The sequence below is a fragment of the Rhodobacteraceae bacterium IMCC1335 genome, assembly GCA_039640495.1.
GTDB lineage: Bacteria > Pseudomonadota > Alphaproteobacteria > Rhodobacterales > Rhodobacteraceae > Thalassovivens.
On the sequence record CP046864.1, the window covers coordinates 2,241,851 to 2,257,633 of the forward strand.

The following is a 15,783-nucleotide window of genomic DNA, read 5'->3' on the forward strand; positions in this document are numbered from 1 at the left end:
GATTTGACGCCTGACGCGGGTTTGCCTTTATTTGCCTTTCCATATGGGATCGCGCTTTTCTGCAAACGCGCGCGCCCCCTCCAATTGATCTTCGGATGTATACAACCTCTCAACCGTTTCAAATTGTGACTGCGTGATTTTATTCAGACAATCTTGAAATTTCATATCTTCCGCCTCGCGCACCACCTCTTTGATCGCGGCGTAAACCAAGGGCGGACCCGAGGCCAAAAGATCGGCGAGATCACGCGCCTTTTGCATCAGATCTTCTTTGGGATAAAGATGGTTGATCAAGCCCCATCGCGCGGCCTCTTCGGCCTCTAACCACCGTCCGGTCAACAGCATTTCCATGGCAATATGATAGGGGATGCGTTTGGGCAGCTTGATACTGGCCGCATCGGCGATCGTACCGCTGCGAATTTCGGGCAGCGCAAAGCGGGCATGATCTGCAGCCAATATCAGATCGCAAGACAGGGCAATTTCCAATCCGCCCCCGCAACAAATACCATTCACCGCGCAGATCACCGGTTTGTTCAACCCGCGCAATTCTTGCAGGCCGCCAAAGCCCCCTACGCCATAATCGCCATCAACCGCATCGCCCTCTGCCGCCGCTTTTAAATCCCAGCCCGGGCAGAAAAACTTATCATGCGCCGATGTCAAAACCGCCACGCGCAAATCAGGATCATCGCGAAAGCTTTTAAACACTTCTCCCATAATCCGGCTGGTGGCCAGATCAATCGCATTGGCTTTTGGGCGGTCAATAGTCACCTCTAACACATGGCCACGCAGCGAGGTTTTAATCGGAGTCTGTGTCATCTAACTGTCCTATTCTGATCAATGCATCCGCCGCAATCGCCGCGTTTGGCGTCACAATAAGCGGGTTGATTTCAACTTCTTCGATCTGATCTTTATGCGCAAGCACATAGTCCTGAAGCGCCAAAACAGCAGCAATCACCCCGGCGCGATTGCCGCTTGGCCTGCCTCGAAAGCCTCGAAGGATTTTGTCAACTTTCAAGCTTTCCAGAGCATGCTCAACATCCTGCGCGGTCACCGGCAACAATAAGGACGCACTGTCTTCCAGCAGCTCGGTCAGGACACCGCCCGCTGCCAGCGTTAAAAGAAACCCATGCGCCGGATCGCGCACAACCCCGAGCAAAAGCTCTACCACTGCCCCCTGCACCATATTTTCGATCAGAAAACTGCCCTGCGGCATCTCAGACGCCGCGCGCTGAACCTCTTTCAGATTGCCAAGGTTCAAACGCACCGCATTTGCTTCCGATTTATGCGCCAAGCCTATGGTTTTCAAAACGACGGGAAAGCCAAGCCCTGCCGCGGCCCGCTCGACCGTGGCTGCAGAAGCCGCCACTACACCTGGCGGAATTAAAACCCCGAATTTGGCAAGATCTTGCTTGGCCTGCGCTTCAGAGATCAGCTGGATGCGGCGCGGCGGTGCGCCTAAAACAAGGGGCGGGGGCAGATCCGGTAGATGCCGGTGGCCGATAAAGGCCGCAACCGCGATAGCACAGAGCGCCTCGGGCAAGCCGCGCAACGCAACAACAGCGCCGCCGGATAAGTCTACGGCCAACGCTTCAGGGATATTTTCTGGAAAGCTGCCCAGAAGGACCACTGGCTTGCCGCTCGTCTTAGCGGCCGCGCGCGCAGCAGCAATCACGCAGCGCCAAGCCGAGGGATCGCATAGATCAGAGCGGGGGAAATCAACAATCACGCAAGCCAGCGCCACATCACCGCTGAGGATTGCCGCAAACGCCGCCGTCATGCGCGCCTCATCACCCCAAATATAAGTGTGGTAATCCAGAGGGTTGGCCAGAGACACCATGGGCCCCAAAGCAGCGCGCAACCCGCTAAGCTGCTGCCCATCAAGAGGTGGAAATACCACATCATAGTCCAAAGCAGTATCGGCAATCAGGCTGGCCTCGCCCCCCGAACAGGAAAGCGAAGCGATATGATGGCTCGTAAGTGGCCCAATCTGGTTAAGCAGCACCAAAGTTTCCACCAATTCGGGCAACGAGCGCACTTGCCCAATGCCCAGCCGCGCAAGCAACGCATCGCCCGCCGCTGCATTGCCCGCAAGCGAAGCGGTATGCGATAAAGTGGCCGCCTGCGCTTGCAGCGAGCGGCCAACTTTTAAAGCAACAATGCCTTTTCCAAGCCGCCGCGCCTCTGCCGCCAAAGCTTCAAACGCCCGCAAATCTCCCATGCCCTCAATATGCAACCCCAAGGCGGTGACACGCGCATCGCGCAACAAGGCCAGACCAATTTCAGACATCCCGATCTGCGCCTGATTGCCAACCGTCACCGCATAGGCAATCGGCAGGCCGCGTTGCTGCATGGTGATATTGATCGCAATATTTGAGCTTTGCGTGAGAATTGCCACACCCGAATTAACACGCGCCCCACCATGCTGGTCAGGCCAGAGCGCCGCCCCCTCAAGATAATTCACAAACCCATAACAGTTGGGTCCGATAAACGGCATCTCGCCCGCAGCTTCAAGCAAAGCCTCTTGCAAGGCTTCTCCATCTTCGGTTTCGTTTTGCGCCTCTAAGAACCCAGAGGCAAAGCAAACCGCGCCTCCTGCCCCCAATTCAGACAATTTGCCAAGACAGTCGATGGTCGCATGGCGGTTAACCCCGATAAATACAGCATCAGGCGCCATCGGCAAATCTGAAATATCCTGAAATGCTGATAAACCTGCAAGCGTTTGAGCAGAGGGATGCACCGGAAAAATCGGGCCCTCAAAGCCAATTTTCTGACATTGTGCGATCACCGATCGCCCCCAGACACCGCCGCCAATCACCGCGATGGATTTCGGGTTTAACAAACGAGTGAGATCCCGCAATTTATCCCCCTTGCCTTATCTCAAAGCAACCTAAGCATTTAACGGGCGCAACAGATCGCGGCTGATGATATGGCGCTGAATTTCCGAGGTGCCATCCCAAATCCGCTCGACGCGGGCATCGCGCCAAAACCGTTCGATCGGAAAATCGCTCATCAAGCCCATACCGCCAAATATTTGCAGCGTGGTATCGGTGACGCGCGCCAGCATTTCGCTGGCATAAAGCTTCGCGCTGGCAATTTCGCGGTTTGCGGGAAGCCCTTGATCCAGCCGCCATGCAGAGGCCAAGGTCAACCAATCGGCCGCATCCATCTCGGTGATCATATCAGAAATTTGAAAGCTTACACCCTGAAATTTTCCAATCTGTTGCCCAAATTGTTTGCGCTCAGCGGCATAATTCAATGCATATTCAAAACACCGGCGGGCGCGCCCAACCGCCATCGTGGCCACGGTGATCCGCGTGGCATAAAGCCATTCATTCATAACCGAAAATCCGCCATCGACTTCACCCAGAACCTGCGCGTCTGGCAATCGGCAATTGTCAAACTCCAAAATCATATTTTTATATCCGCGATGGCTGACCGATTTATAGCCCTCGCGAATGGTGAATCCAGGCGTGCCCCGATCCACTAAGAATGTGGTGATGCGTTTCTTTGGGCCGCGCGGCGTTTCATCTACCCCAGTTGCAACAAATACAATAACAAAATCAGCGTGCTCTGCGCCTGATATAAAGTGTTTATTACCATTTAAAACCCAATCCCCTCCATAGCGCTGGGCGCTGCAGGCCATGCCGCGCACATCTGATCCTGCGCCCGGTTCGGTCATTGCCAGCGCATCCATTTTTTCGCCGCGTATGGCGGGTTTCAGATAACGTTCCACCTGCGTGCCCTGACAAGCCATCAGGATATTTTGAGGGCGCCCAAAGAAATGCGTTAGCGCCATCGAACCGCGGCCCAATTCACGCTCAACCAAGGCAAAATCAACATGGGAGAGACCGGCAGCGCCCACAGATTCGGGGAAGTTACACGCGTAAAACCCCATATCAATGGTTTTTTGTTTTATATCTTCGGCGATTTCGCGGGGCACCTCTGCACTTTGCTCGACCAGATCTTCATGCGGATAAATCTCTTTTTCAACAAAGCTGCGCACCGTGTTGACGATCATCTCCTGCTCTTCGCTCAATCCAAAATTCATAAGCTCTACTCCTCAATCGCCGATTTCAGCGCATTCAAACGATCCGCCACCTCGGGCAAAGGCGGGCATGATTTTCGGGTGCTCAGGCTGACATGCAGCATGAATTGCTCACAGCTTGCTAAGGTCGTGCCATCATCGGCGCGCATAAAATGGCGCAGCTTCAATTTTTTGCCCTCGGCAAGCACAACCTCGCTTTCAACGTAGATATGCTGCCCTGCATGGGTTTCTTGCAAATATTTCACTGTGGTTTCGGCGGTAAAATAGCTATGCCCCGCGGCGATATATGCAGCATCAGCCCCGATCGAAATCATAAAACTATCCGCAGCATCAGAAAACACTTGCCCATAGCGCCCCTCATTCATGTGGCCATTGTAATCCGTCCAATCAACGGGGATCACCCGCGATACGCTGCGCAGTTTGGGCGCGGGCTTAAACTTGGGCTGTAAAGTGCGATCATGCTCGCCAATCAAAGCGCCGGCGGCATTGCCCTGCTGCTTAAGACTGCGCAAAATAGCTACCAAATTGTTATCGCGCTTGCGCTCTAACGCGCGGATCGACAAATCCCCCGATTGTGCGTCAGATTGATCGGCAATTTGTTGAATCAACTCATCGGTCAATTCGGGCACATCCATCAATTTGGTCCAAGGCCAATCGAGGCACGGCCCAAACTGGGCGATAAAATGCGCCATGCCCTCTTCACCGCCTGCAATCCGATACGTCTCAAAAAGCCCCATCTGCGCCCAACGCAATCCGAACCCATAGCGAATGGCATTGTCAATTTCTTCTGTCGTGGCGATCCCATCTTTGATCAACCACAAGCCTTCGCGCCAAACAGCTTCTAAAAAGCGATCGGCAATATGCGCATCAATTTCCTTGCGCACCAGCAAAGGAAACATGCCAAGCGCGGTTAGATGCGCCTGCGCCTGCGCAATATGCGTTTTGCCACTGCGGGGGCTGGGAACAAGTTCAATCAAGGGCAGCAAATAGACAGGGTTAAACGGATGGGCAACGACTATCTGATCTGGAAAATCTGATTTTTCTTGCAATTCAGATGGCTTATACCCCGATGTTGAAGATCCTATAATGGCGTTTTGCAAACAGTATTTTTGAATATCCGCGATCACATTATGCTTAATCTCGAGCCGCTCGGGAACGCTTTCTTGGATCCAATCCGCAGCGCTGACGGCCTGCTCAATGGTCTTGCAAATCGTTAATTCGCCTTCTTTGGGCAAATCGCGCTCATAAAGCATAGGCAATGCGTGGCGGGCATTTACCAAAACGGCGGCAATTTTGCGCTCGGCCTGCGGATCGGGATCAAATAAATTCACGTTCCAGCCATTCAGTAAAAAGCGCGCAAGCCAACCGCCACCAATCACTCCACCGCCGATTATCGCTGCCGTTTTCTGAACCATTTCACATATTTCCCTTGCTTGGGCGCCTTTGCGCTAAACCATACGTTCGGTATGCCCGTCCACCGCCAAGGCCTGGCCGGTCACCTGTCGGGCTGCCTCTGAGCTTAGGAACACCGCCATATCGGCAATATCTTCCGGGCTAACGAACCGCCGCAACGACACGCCTTGGCTATATTGTTGGCGCATTTCTTCGAGACTGCGCCCGGTTGCGTTTGCCTCGATCTCAAGCACATGCTGCATGCGATCACCCTCAACCGCGCCGGGGCAGATCGCGTTTACCCGCACGCCGCTTGGGCCAAGCTCCATCGCCAATGTTTTGGTGAGGCCAATCAAGCCCCATTTTGCCGCCACATAGGGGCTGCGCATCGGAACCCCATGCAGCCCAGAACTTGACGACATAAACAGGATCACGCCCGCACCTTGCGCGCGCATCGTCTCTGAGGCCCAACGCGCACCCAGAAAAGCACCGTTTAAATTTACCGACAGACAGGCTTGCCACGCGTCATATTGCAATGCGTCAAGCGGCCCTGCAGGCCCGCCCGTGCCCGCATTGCTGATAAAAATATCCACCCCCGCAAAGACAGCCGAAACCTGAGCAAAAAATTGCTGCATTTGACCTTCGTCGGTCACATCCGCCAAAGCCGTTATCGCGTTCGGAAGCGCCGCTTGCGCTGCGGCCAGATGCGCGGGCGAACTGTCGCACAGCGCCACCCGATCGCCCAAATCGGAAAATCGCTTTGCCATCACCAAGCCAATGCCAGAAGCTGCCCCGGTCAGCACAACCCGCCGTGCCATCGACGCTAGCCCCGCGGGGCGCGTTTGATCAGCCCAAGCTTTTCGCGCAAAGCTGCGGGGCCCATTACGCGGGCACCCATATTTTCGATTATGGTCCTTGCGCGCTCAACCAATTGATAATTTTCAGCCAAAACGCCTTTTTCCAGCCATAAATTATCTTCCAGCCCAACGCGTACATTGCCCCCGGCCAGCACCGCCGCGGCCACATAAGCCATTTGGTTGCGGCCCAAGGAAAATACGCTGAAAGTCCAATCATCGGGAACATTATTCACCATGGCCATAAACGTATTAAGATCATCAGGCGCGCCCCACGGCACCCCCATACATAATTGAACCAAAGCTTGCGGCGCCAACGCACCATCCTGTACCAGCTGTTTGGCATACCATAAATGCCCCGTATCGAAGGCCTCTATTTCGGGCTTTACGCCCAGTTCGCTCATCCGACGCGCCATCGCCTGCAACATCCCCGGCGTATTAGTCATCACGTAATCGGCTTCGGCAAAATTCATTGTGCCGCAATCTAAGGTGCAGATTTCGGGCAGGCATTCGGCAATATGCGCGATGCGTTCTTCGGCCGACACCATATCGGTGCCCTTTTGCAACGGCAAAGGCGCCGAAGCATCCCCGAACACGATATCCCCGCCCATCCCCGCGGTCAGGTTCAACACCATATCAACCTCCGAGTCGCGGATGCGTTCGGTCACCTCGCGATAAAAGGCCAGATTGCGGCTTGGCGCGCCGGTTTCAGGATCGCGCACATGGCAATGCACCACTGCCGCGCCTGCGCGGGCAGCTGCAATTGCGCTATCGGCGATTTCCTGCGGGCTGCGCGGCACATAGCGGCTGCGATTTTGCGTGGCGCCTGATCCGGTAACAGCGCATGTGATAAACACATCACGATTCATTGTAAGCGGCATATCAATCCCTTATCGCTTAATCCAATTCCTCTATTACGCGCTGGCAGCCCGTGTATATTTGCCTTAAACGACAAAAAGTATGCAGAAATGGTCAAAACATCCCGAAGCTGCGATTAAAGTGGCCTCCGTTTTATTCGACAAGTTTTCCAATATATGTTTAGCAAACTGCCTTGAGCCGATGCGCGCGGCCAATACGCTTGCGCATCAGCGCGTGTTCGACTGGATATTTCTGACGCTGGATGGCGCGGCAGTGCACACCTCGAGCGGCTTGCCGATTCTGCCCCAAGGACGGATGAAAGATCTTGGATTTGTGGACTATTTATTTGTGCTGTCAAGCTATCAGCATCGGCGACATGATGCTGCAAATACCCGAAAAGCGCTGCGCAAAGCCGCAGGCCAATGCAGAGTAATGATTGGTTTGGACACAGCCCCCTGGCTGATGGCCGCCGCAGAGCTTTTAGAGGGCCGACGGGCCACGATTCATTGGGATGTTTTGGAAAGCTTTGCCGAAAAATTTCTGAACGTGGATAGTGTACGCCAGCGCGTTGTGAAGGATGGCAATCGCATCACCTGCGTCGGCGCGATGGCCAGCTTTGACTTAACGCGTCAGATCATTCAAAGCCATCTTGGCAATTCTATGGTTCTGGATATCGATGCGCTGATGCTACGCGATGATCCTTTTCCTGCCTTGCAAAACACCCAAAGCCAACCCCCAGGCACGCCCCTGCAGCGGGCGCTTGTGGTGATGCAAAACAATATCGAACGGCCCCTAACGCTTTCTCAAATCACCCAGAAGATAGCTTGCCCCCCAAAACCCTCGAGCGCCAATTCAAAGCTCAATTGGGCGCAAGCCCAGGCCAAGCCTATCGGCATATGCGCTTAAGCGTTGCCCGACAATTGGTGGAAAGCACCTCTTTAACGATCGCTGAAATTGCCTTGCGCTGCGGTTATGAAAACCAATCGGCCCTGAGCCGGGCTTTTAAACGGCGTTTTGGTGCCAGCCCAAGCCAAATTGCCCATTTAGGGCGCGCCGCGATAGCCCAAAGCCACGACGAATTTTTCTGAACTATCGGCTCGGCTGGCCGGTGGTTTAACATTGGCCACTTTGGTAAACCTTTGCTTGAGAAGCTTTTGCAACTCGCCTTCCGCTCCGCCAGCGAGCACCTTTGCCACGAAAGTTCCCCCCTCTTCCAACACGTCAAAAGCAAAATAAGCAGCGGCCTCGCATAATGAAATAATCCTCAAATGGTCCGTCTGCTTATGGCCGGAACTGGCCGCCGCCATATCCGACATGACAACATCCGCCGTGCCCCCAAGCCAGTCTTTGACCTTTAGATCGGCCTCTTCTTCCAAGAAATCCAGCTGATATATTTCAGCGCCCGCAACCGGTTCGACTTCTTGCAAATCCACGCCCAACACAGAGCCTTTGGGTTTGTTCTTTTTATCGCCCAACGCATTGACCCGCCGCGCCGCCACTTGGCACCAGCCCCCTGGCGCACATCCCAAATCAACAACGCGCACCCCAGGTTTTAAAAATCCGTATTTGTCATCAAGCTCTAGAATTTTAAACGCGGCGCGCCCCCGATATCCTTCGGATTGGGCTCTTTTTACGTAAGGATCGTTCAATTGCCGCTGCAGCCAGCGCACTTGAGATACCGAGCGACCGCGCGCCGACTTTACCTTCACCTTTAGATCACGCTGACCGCGCCCAGATGTATTTTTCTTATCCTGATCCATTACAGCGGTGCATCCTCTAATACGCCATCGCGGCTCATCTGGGCGTATAATAAACCCTCGCGCAAACCGCGATCCGCAACTGAAAGACGCTCGGTTGGCCAACAGCGCAACAAAGCTTGCAGGATGGCCGATCCCGACATGATCAAAGCCTGCCGGTCGCTGCCGATCCGCGGATCCAGCTGCCGCCCTGCCGGGCCCAACGCTAGGTAAGAATTGATCACGCGGTCAATCTGATCCGAGGTCATACGCAACCCATCCACTTTGGTGCGATCATAGCGCTTCAACCCAAGATGACTGGCTGCAACCGTCGTGACGGTGCCCGATGTGCCAATGATCTGAAATCCATCACGGGGTTGTTCATCGCGATAGGGGGCAAATTCTGCCAAGTTTTCTTCGAAAAACCAGCTCATCAATGCATAACGGGCTGAATCATCTTCAACATCATTGAATTGATCGCGCAATGTCGCAACGCCCAGCGGCACGCTTATCCAATCGACAACTTTCGCGGCGGCAAAAGGGCTTTCGGCCGGATGAAAGCCGGCGTGCAGCCGCATGATGGCCCGCGGCCGCTCGCGCTTTGGTACAGAAGATAAATCAATCCAGACCAATTCGGTAGAGCCGCCGCCAATATCCACCACCAAAAGCTGCTCGGTTTTAATACTCACCAAAGGTGCACAGGAAATCACCGCCAACCGCGCTTCTTCTTCCGGCTCGATGATTTCCAGCTGCAGGCCCGCCTCGCGTTTCACCTGGCGGATAAACTCACGCGCATTCGCCGCACGCCGACATGCTTCGGTGGCGACCAAGCGCATCCGCGTCACACCATGCTGCTTCAACTTCAGCTGGCACACCCGCAACGCGTGTATCGTGCGCTGCATTGAGCTGCGGCTCAGCCGACCCGTTTTTTCCAAACCCGTTCCCAATTGAACAGATTTGGAAAAGCTATCAACCACGTGAAACTGGCTGCCCTTGGGTTGGGCAATCAGCATCCGGCAACTGTTCGTACCCAGGTCCAAAGCGGCGTAAAGCTCGGTTGGGCTGGGCGGTATCGGCGCAGGGCTTTCTACCGGTTTCGGGAACGCGCCTGCACCTTTGAGACGCTTAGGCGCCATATCTGCGCCCTCCTGGATTTTAAAGTTAGGCCCACGATAGGGTGCATCCTTTGCCCCCGCAAGAGAACAGTTAAAGTTTTTCGGATCAACGGGCCGATATCCAGCGGCACGCCAGCTGAAAAGAGCCGATAAATTCATATCTATCTTGTAAATTTTGGGGGCCAGAGCAACTGGCCTAGAGGGCGTTTTAAAAGTAAAAGCACAGAGGTCGCTGACAGCTGTGTAAAAGTCGAAAACCGACTTAAGAACCCAGGCCTAGTGTCATACACACAGCCCACCGAAAAGGAGGAATCATCCATGCCCGACGTCACCATAGTCTATTGGCGCGATATCCCAGCGCAAGTTATCGTGGGCAAAGGCCGCCGGGGTTGCAAACAACAGCTCAGCGAACGCTTTGAACAGGCGATCGACCGCGCGGCAATGAAAGGCGGATTGGCAGGTACGGATGACTATCTGGCCGAATGGCGCAAAAGCGCCCCCGAAGCGCGCGAGGGCAGCGCCGAAGAGATTGTTTTGACAGAGGCGCAAGCGCTTGAAGAACAATATGATAAAACGCGATTAAAAGCGTTAATCGATAATAATGGCTGGGCGTAACACGCGCAAAACCCGAGGGTAAAATGGCTTTATTCAACTTTTCAAAAAAACAAAACCAGACCGGCGTGCTTAATAAAGATCTGGAAAGCTTTCTCGCAGATTATTCGATCGAGGTGATGCCCAGAACCGCCCAAAAGGTTGAAGATTTCCGGGAGATCCTGCCGCAGGAGACGCGGGTCTATATCGCGCATATCGAAGGCACGCCAATCGAAGACATGGTGGCCACCGCAGCGCGATTGGCAAAAGAAGGGTTTTCGGTGATGCCGCATTTTCCGGCGCGGATCATCAAGGATAAAGCCACGCTGGAAAATTGGATCGCACAATATCAAGGCGAGGCGGGTGTAGATCAAGCCCTGCTGCTGGCTGGCGGCGTCACTACGCCTTATGGCGATTATGACAGCTCAATGCAACTGCTTGAAACCGAGTTGTTCGACAAAGCGGGGTTTAAACACCTGCACGTGGCCGGACATCCCGAAGGCAATAAAGACATCGATCCCGATGGCAGCATGAAAAATGTCGAAGCCGCATTGCATTGGAAGCAAGCCTTTTCACAAAGAACGGGCGCGCAGATGGCTTTGGCCACCCAATTTGCCTTTGAGGCGGGGCCGATTATCGAATGGGCAAACGCCATAAAAGCCGCTGGCATTGATATTCCGATACATATCGGGATTGCAGGGCCGGCAAAATTACAAACCATGATAAAATTTGCGATCGCATGCGGCGTCGGGCCCTCGTTGAAGGTTCTTCAAAAGCGCGCAATGGATGTGACCAAGCTTTTGCTGCCCTATGAACCCACCGAAGTGTTAACGCAGCTTGCGCAGCACAAAGCAAAACATACGGATTTTAATATTACAAACGTTCATATCTTCCCGCTGGGTGGAATAAAAACAAGCGCCACTTGGGTGACCGAGCATGGCGGAAAATCGGGCATACCAGCCCAAATCGTGGAAGGATAAACCATGGCCCGCACAATCGTTGAATCAAAGACAAAAACAGCAACACTTGGGTTTGATGAACCATTTTGTGTTATTGGAGAGCGTATCAACCCCACGGGCCGCAAAAAGCTTGCCGCAGAATTAGAGGCGGGTGATTTTTCAACCGTTGAAAAAGATGCATTGGCTCAAGTCGCTGCGGGCGCCAATATTTTGGATATCAATGCCGGGGTGGTCTATAATTCCAACCCAAACCCGAATGAAACCGAACCGCCTTTGATGAGGCAAATGATCGAACTGGTGCAAGGGCTAACCGACGTGCCGCTTTGCATCGATAGCTCGGTTCCCGAAGCGCTCGAAATGGGCCTTCAAATGGCAGAAGGCCGCCCGCTTTTAAACTCGGTGACCGGCGAAGAGGATCGCTTGGAATTCGTTCTGCCTTTGGTGCAGAAATACAATGTGCCCGTGGTGGCGATTTCAAACGATGATACCGGCATCTCAGAAGATCCCGACGTGCGCTTTGCCGTCGCCAAAAAAATTGTTGAACGGGCCGCCGATTTTAATATTCCCGCCTATGATATCGTTGTTGACCCGTTGGTGATGCCGATCGGAGCAATGGCCACAGCGGGCCAGCAAGTCTTTACATTGGTGCGTCGCCTGCGCGAGGAATTGGGCGTAAATACGACCTGCGGTGCCTCAAACGTATCGTTTGGTCTGCCCAACCGCCATGGGATCAACAACGCCTTTTTGCCCATGGCGATGGGCGCGGGAATGACCTCTGCGATCATGAACCCGGTTGCCTTGCCCGTGACCCAAGCCAAAATTGCCGAGAAGAAGGCCGCGGTCGAAGCTGCTGGAATCATTCTGCCCCCCGAAATGGATGACGAAACCTTTGTCACACTGTTCGGCCTTGGATCCACTCAAGCGCGCCCCGGCAAAGAGATGGAGGCCATCCGGGCTGCCAATTTATTAACCAATAATGATCCGCATGGCGGCGCATGGATCCAGTTTAATAAACCCGCTGGCAGCAGTGGCGAGGCCGGCGGGCGTGGCGGCAGACGCGGCGGACGGCGGCGCGCATGAGCGCGCTGTTTGCCACGGCTGAATAAAGCGTTCAAAACATGCTGACCTGCCCGGCTTTGAAATAGGGATAAGCGTCTTAAGCGCCTGAGCAGGCGTGGCACGATCACTTAAGCGCAGACGAATTTATCGCGCGCATTGCGCAGCCGCATGGCCGCAACAAAATACTTATGGAATTGCTCGGGCGTTAAATCATGCCCATGCTCGCCGGAAGTTTTCTGAAAACAAAGATCAAGATCGATTAATACGTCTTGCACTAACATATTCTTCGTTGCCCAGCGCGATTTACCCTCGCCTGGAGCGCCCGTAACCAGGATTACCTTACTTTGGCTCAGGAAGCCAAAGAAGGTGTGTGCTCGCTCCTTTTGAAGAATCTTCAACAGATTTCTGCTTGTGACAAGACCGGCAAAGCGTTTGAAGGTTTTCGATTTCATAGATGCGGTCAGGCGGCAGTTTGTGAATTGGAATGATATGATCGCATTCAGGCGCGCGGTCATCGAAGCGGTGCCGACCTACACATATTTGATTACAAATTTGACATTGATAACTATCGCGCAAGAAAACGCGCAACCGCAGTTTTTGCCAATAACGGCCATAAGGGCTATAAGTACCTATAGCACCTTGTCCCTTTAACGGTATTACTCCCCCGAAACTTCAGGCTCAGGCCCGTAGAGATAATCCAGCTTAAACTCAGTGATAGCACCTTCACCCCAGCCAGCGGTTAAATAGGCTTCGGTTGGAAATTCAAAGGTTTTTATATCTTGTAAAAAGTTATTTGCTTTCTAATGCACTTTTCGATTTCTTCTGTTAGCATTAATCTAAAGCAAAATGAGAGAAATGATTTTGATGGCACGTGATCCACTCGATGTAAAAAAAAAATTATTATCAATGTTTCAAAATGGCCAATTTATCTTAGTTCTAAAGCAGGCCGAAAAGCTGTGCAGTAAAGCTCCTAATGACCCAGAAAATTGGAATTTGCTTGGGGCTGTACATAATAAGTTGGAAAATTTTGGTGAGGCAAAGCTTGCTTTTCAACGGGTAATAAACTTGACGCCTTTTAACGCTGATGCACATTTTAATTTAGGTAAGGTCTTGGGCTCAACCGGTCAAAAAACTGATGCTATAAAAGCCTACAAAAAAGCTGTTAAAATTGAACCAAAACATTTTAAAAGCTGGTATAATTTGGCCACATTATTGAAGGAGCACGGAGAAGCTTCTAGTGCCTTGAGGGCCCTCCATAGAACTATCAAATTACAGCCTAATTTTCCTCAAGCTTATAACAACTTAGGCAGTTTATTGGGAGAGTTAAACCAACCAATTAAATCTGCGCAAGCCTTCAAAAAGGCGTTATCACTCAAGCCTGATTATGCAGAAGCCTATTACAACTTGGGCAATGCTCTCCAAGACCGAGACAAGCTTGAGGAAGCAATAGCATCTTACAACGAAGCGCTTTCAATAAAGCCTGATTATGCAGAAGCGCACAACAACTTGGGCAATGCTCTCCAAGACCGAGACAAGCTTGAGGAAGCAATAGCATCTTACAACGAAGCGCTTTCAATAAAGCCTGATTATGCAGAAGCGCACAACAACTTGGGCAATGCTCTCAAAGATCAAGGCAAGCTTGACGAGGCGATAGCCTCTTACGAAAAAGCCATATCTTTAAAGCCTGATTATGCTGAGGCCTACAACAACATGGGCGTTACTCTCAACGAACACAGTAAGCTTGAAGAAGCAATAGAGGCTTACAAAAAAGCCCTCTCCATCAAGCCTGATTATGCTGAGGCCCATAGGCATGTCAGCTTAGTAACTAAGTATAACTCCGGTAACGCTCAGATTAGTACCGTTGAAGCGTTACTGAAACGGACTGACTTAAACGACTCAGATAGATGCAATTTGCTCTACACAAACGCCAAAATGCAGGAGGACCTAGGAAATTTGAGATCCGCATTTGATAGCTATGTGGCTGGGGGTGATCTCAGGCAGAATTTACTAGCGTATGAACTTAAGCAAGATGAGCATCTGTTTGATCGAATTAAAAAAATAGCACCACAGTTTAAAGATGTTGTCTTGGATGCACCGAAAAAACTGTACAGGCATACTCCCATATTTATTCTTGGGATGCCTAGATCTGGAACGACTTTGGTCGAGCAAATTATTGCTTCCCACTCTGAAGTCACTGGTGCAGGCGAACTGGGTTACGTATCACAATTCGGAGGACAACTAGCCTCAGGCCCAACGGCACCTTCATTAGAAGCCTTGGCGGTTTTTAGAGATCGTTATTTAACAGAGCTTGCCAAAAGTACTGATGGTCAAGCTTTTACAACCGATAAGATGCCACAAAACTTCAGATACATCGCATTAATTTGTGCAGTATTTCCAGAAGCAAAGATCATCCACGTGCAGAGAAACTCAAAAGCTACATGCTGGTCAAACTTCAAACACTATTTTGCTTCAAAAGGCCTTGGATACTCTTACAAACTTGGAGATACAGTCAAATACCACGGGCTATACAAAGATCTCATGCACTTCTGGGTCCAAAGCTACAGTGACCGTATTTATAACCTCGACTACGAAAAGCTAACAGAAGATCAAGAGCCAGAGACACGGCGCTTGATTGAATACTTGGCGCTTAATTGGGAAGAAGCATGTCTGGCTCCACAGAATAACAAGAGGGCTGTGAAAACGGCTTCCCAGCAGCAAGTTCGGCAGAAAGTTTACAAGGGCAGCTCGCAAGCTTGGCGCAAGTTTGAGCCATTCTTGGATGGCGTCTTTGATGGGCTTGAAGCTTAATCCGAACAACCACTAGATATCTACCTTTAAAGCGGTGATAAACGTAAAACCACCCACCAACACCTATTCCTACCCAAAGACTATTCAGGCTCCCCCACTACCAGCATCTACACCGAATGGACTGATGAGGAAGCCGAAGCCTATTTAACCGCTGGCTGGGGTGAAGCTGCTATCACTGAGTTTAAGCTGGAGTATCTCTACGGGCCTGAGCCTGAAGTTTCGGGGGAGTAATACCGTTAAAGGGACAAGGTGCTATAGGTACTTATAGGAACCTGTCACAATAAGGATCAGCAGGGCGGTCATCTAACCCCGAAACTTAACCCAAAGTGGTTTACGAGGTTACAGGGCTGAACTCTGGCAGATCACAGA

General features: G+C 52.1%; 13 protein-coding genes and 1 pseudogene. 5 read left to right on the forward strand and 9 right to left on the reverse strand.

Annotation, left to right across the window (positions count from 1 at the left end):
• Positions 1-27: 27 nt before the first annotated feature.
• Genes caiD through GN241_10655 form a run of 6 tightly spaced genes read right to left on the reverse strand, consistent with a single transcriptional unit; the run spans position 28 to position 7,169 of the window.
• Complete coding sequence (gene caiD, locus GN241_10630; GenBank protein ID XAT57774.1) at positions 28-813, reverse strand: crotonobetainyl-CoA hydratase; 786 nt, start codon at positions 811-813, stop codon at positions 28-30.
• Positions 794-2,854 (reverse strand): CoA-binding protein, encoded by a 2,061-nt coding sequence (locus GN241_10635; protein ID XAT57775.1) that lies wholly within the window; start codon positions 2,852-2,854, stop codon positions 794-796. Before GN241_10635 ends, caiD begins: the two co-directional genes overlap by 20 nt.
• A gap of 30 nt (positions 2,855-2,884) precedes the next feature.
• On the reverse strand, positions 2,885-4,045 hold the full coding sequence (locus GN241_10640; GenBank protein XAT57776.1) for an acyl-CoA dehydrogenase: 1,161 nt from the start codon (positions 4,043-4,045) through the stop codon (positions 2,885-2,887).
• A gap of 5 nt (positions 4,046-4,050) precedes the next feature.
• Positions 4,051-5,457 (reverse strand): carnitine 3-dehydrogenase, encoded by a 1,407-nt coding sequence (locus tag GN241_10645; GenBank protein ID XAT57777.1) that lies wholly within the window; start codon positions 5,455-5,457, stop codon positions 4,051-4,053.
• Positions 5,458-5,490: 33 nt separating this feature from the next.
• A complete protein-coding gene (locus GN241_10650; protein XAT57778.1) occupies positions 5,491-6,252 on the reverse strand; it encodes an SDR family oxidoreductase in 762 nt (253 codons plus the stop codon).
• A gap of 5 nt (positions 6,253-6,257) precedes the next feature.
• Positions 6,258-7,169: a 3-keto-5-aminohexanoate cleavage protein gene (locus tag GN241_10655; GenBank protein ID XAT57779.1), complete on the reverse strand. Its 912-nt coding sequence runs from the start codon at positions 7,167-7,169 to the stop codon at positions 6,258-6,260.
• Between the two features lie 79 nt (positions 7,170-7,248).
• Here GN241_10655 and GN241_10660 point away from each other — a divergent pair.
• A pseudogene (locus GN241_10660) lies at positions 7,249-8,234 on the forward strand (helix-turn-helix domain-containing protein).
• Here GN241_10660 and GN241_10665 read toward each other — a convergent pair.
• Both GN241_10665 and GN241_10670 read right to left on the reverse strand, forming a co-directional pair.
• Positions 8,190-8,906: a 23S rRNA methyltransferase gene (locus tag GN241_10665; GenBank protein ID XAT57780.1), complete on the reverse strand. Its 717-nt coding sequence runs from the start codon at positions 8,904-8,906 to the stop codon at positions 8,190-8,192. The pseudogene GN241_10660 and the gene GN241_10665 overlap by 45 nt on opposite strands.
• Complete coding sequence (locus tag GN241_10670; GenBank protein ID XAT57781.1) at positions 8,906-10,018, reverse strand: Ppx/GppA family phosphatase; 1,113 nt, start codon at positions 10,016-10,018, stop codon at positions 8,906-8,908. The genes GN241_10665 and GN241_10670 overlap by 1 nt, the downstream gene beginning before the upstream one ends.
• A gap of 297 nt (positions 10,019-10,315) precedes the next feature.
• Between GN241_10670 and GN241_10675 the strand changes: the two genes are divergently transcribed.
• The 3 genes from GN241_10675 to GN241_10685 are packed head-to-tail and all read left to right on the forward strand — an operon-like array spanning position 10,316 to position 12,627.
• The gene (locus GN241_10675; GenBank protein ID XAT57782.1) at positions 10,316-10,612 is read left to right on the forward strand and encodes a hypothetical protein; all 297 of its coding nucleotides are present in this window, start codon (positions 10,316-10,318) and stop codon (positions 10,610-10,612) included.
• A 23-nt stretch (positions 10,613-10,635) separates the two neighbouring features.
• Positions 10,636-11,568, forward strand: coding sequence for a methylenetetrahydrofolate reductase (locus GN241_10680; GenBank protein XAT57783.1), 933 nt, complete (start codon positions 10,636-10,638; stop codon positions 11,566-11,568).
• 3 nt (positions 11,569-11,571) lie between these two features.
• Positions 11,572-12,627: a methyltetrahydrofolate cobalamin methyltransferase gene (locus GN241_10685; protein ID XAT57784.1), complete on the forward strand. Its 1,056-nt coding sequence runs from the start codon at positions 11,572-11,574 to the stop codon at positions 12,625-12,627.
• 318 nt (positions 12,628-12,945) lie between these two features.
• Here GN241_10685 and GN241_10690 read toward each other — a convergent pair whose 3' ends face one another.
• Complete coding sequence (locus tag GN241_10690; GenBank protein XAT59257.1) at positions 12,946-13,263, reverse strand: hypothetical protein; 318 nt, start codon at positions 13,261-13,263, stop codon at positions 12,946-12,948.
• Between the two features lie 189 nt (positions 13,264-13,452).
• On the opposite strand from GN241_10690, the gene GN241_10695 reads away from it, so the two are divergent.
• Entirely contained in the window at positions 13,453-15,414 is a 1,962-nt protein-coding gene (locus GN241_10695; GenBank protein ID XAT57785.1) for a tetratricopeptide repeat protein, read from the forward strand.
• Positions 15,415-15,783: the final 369 nt, after the last annotated feature.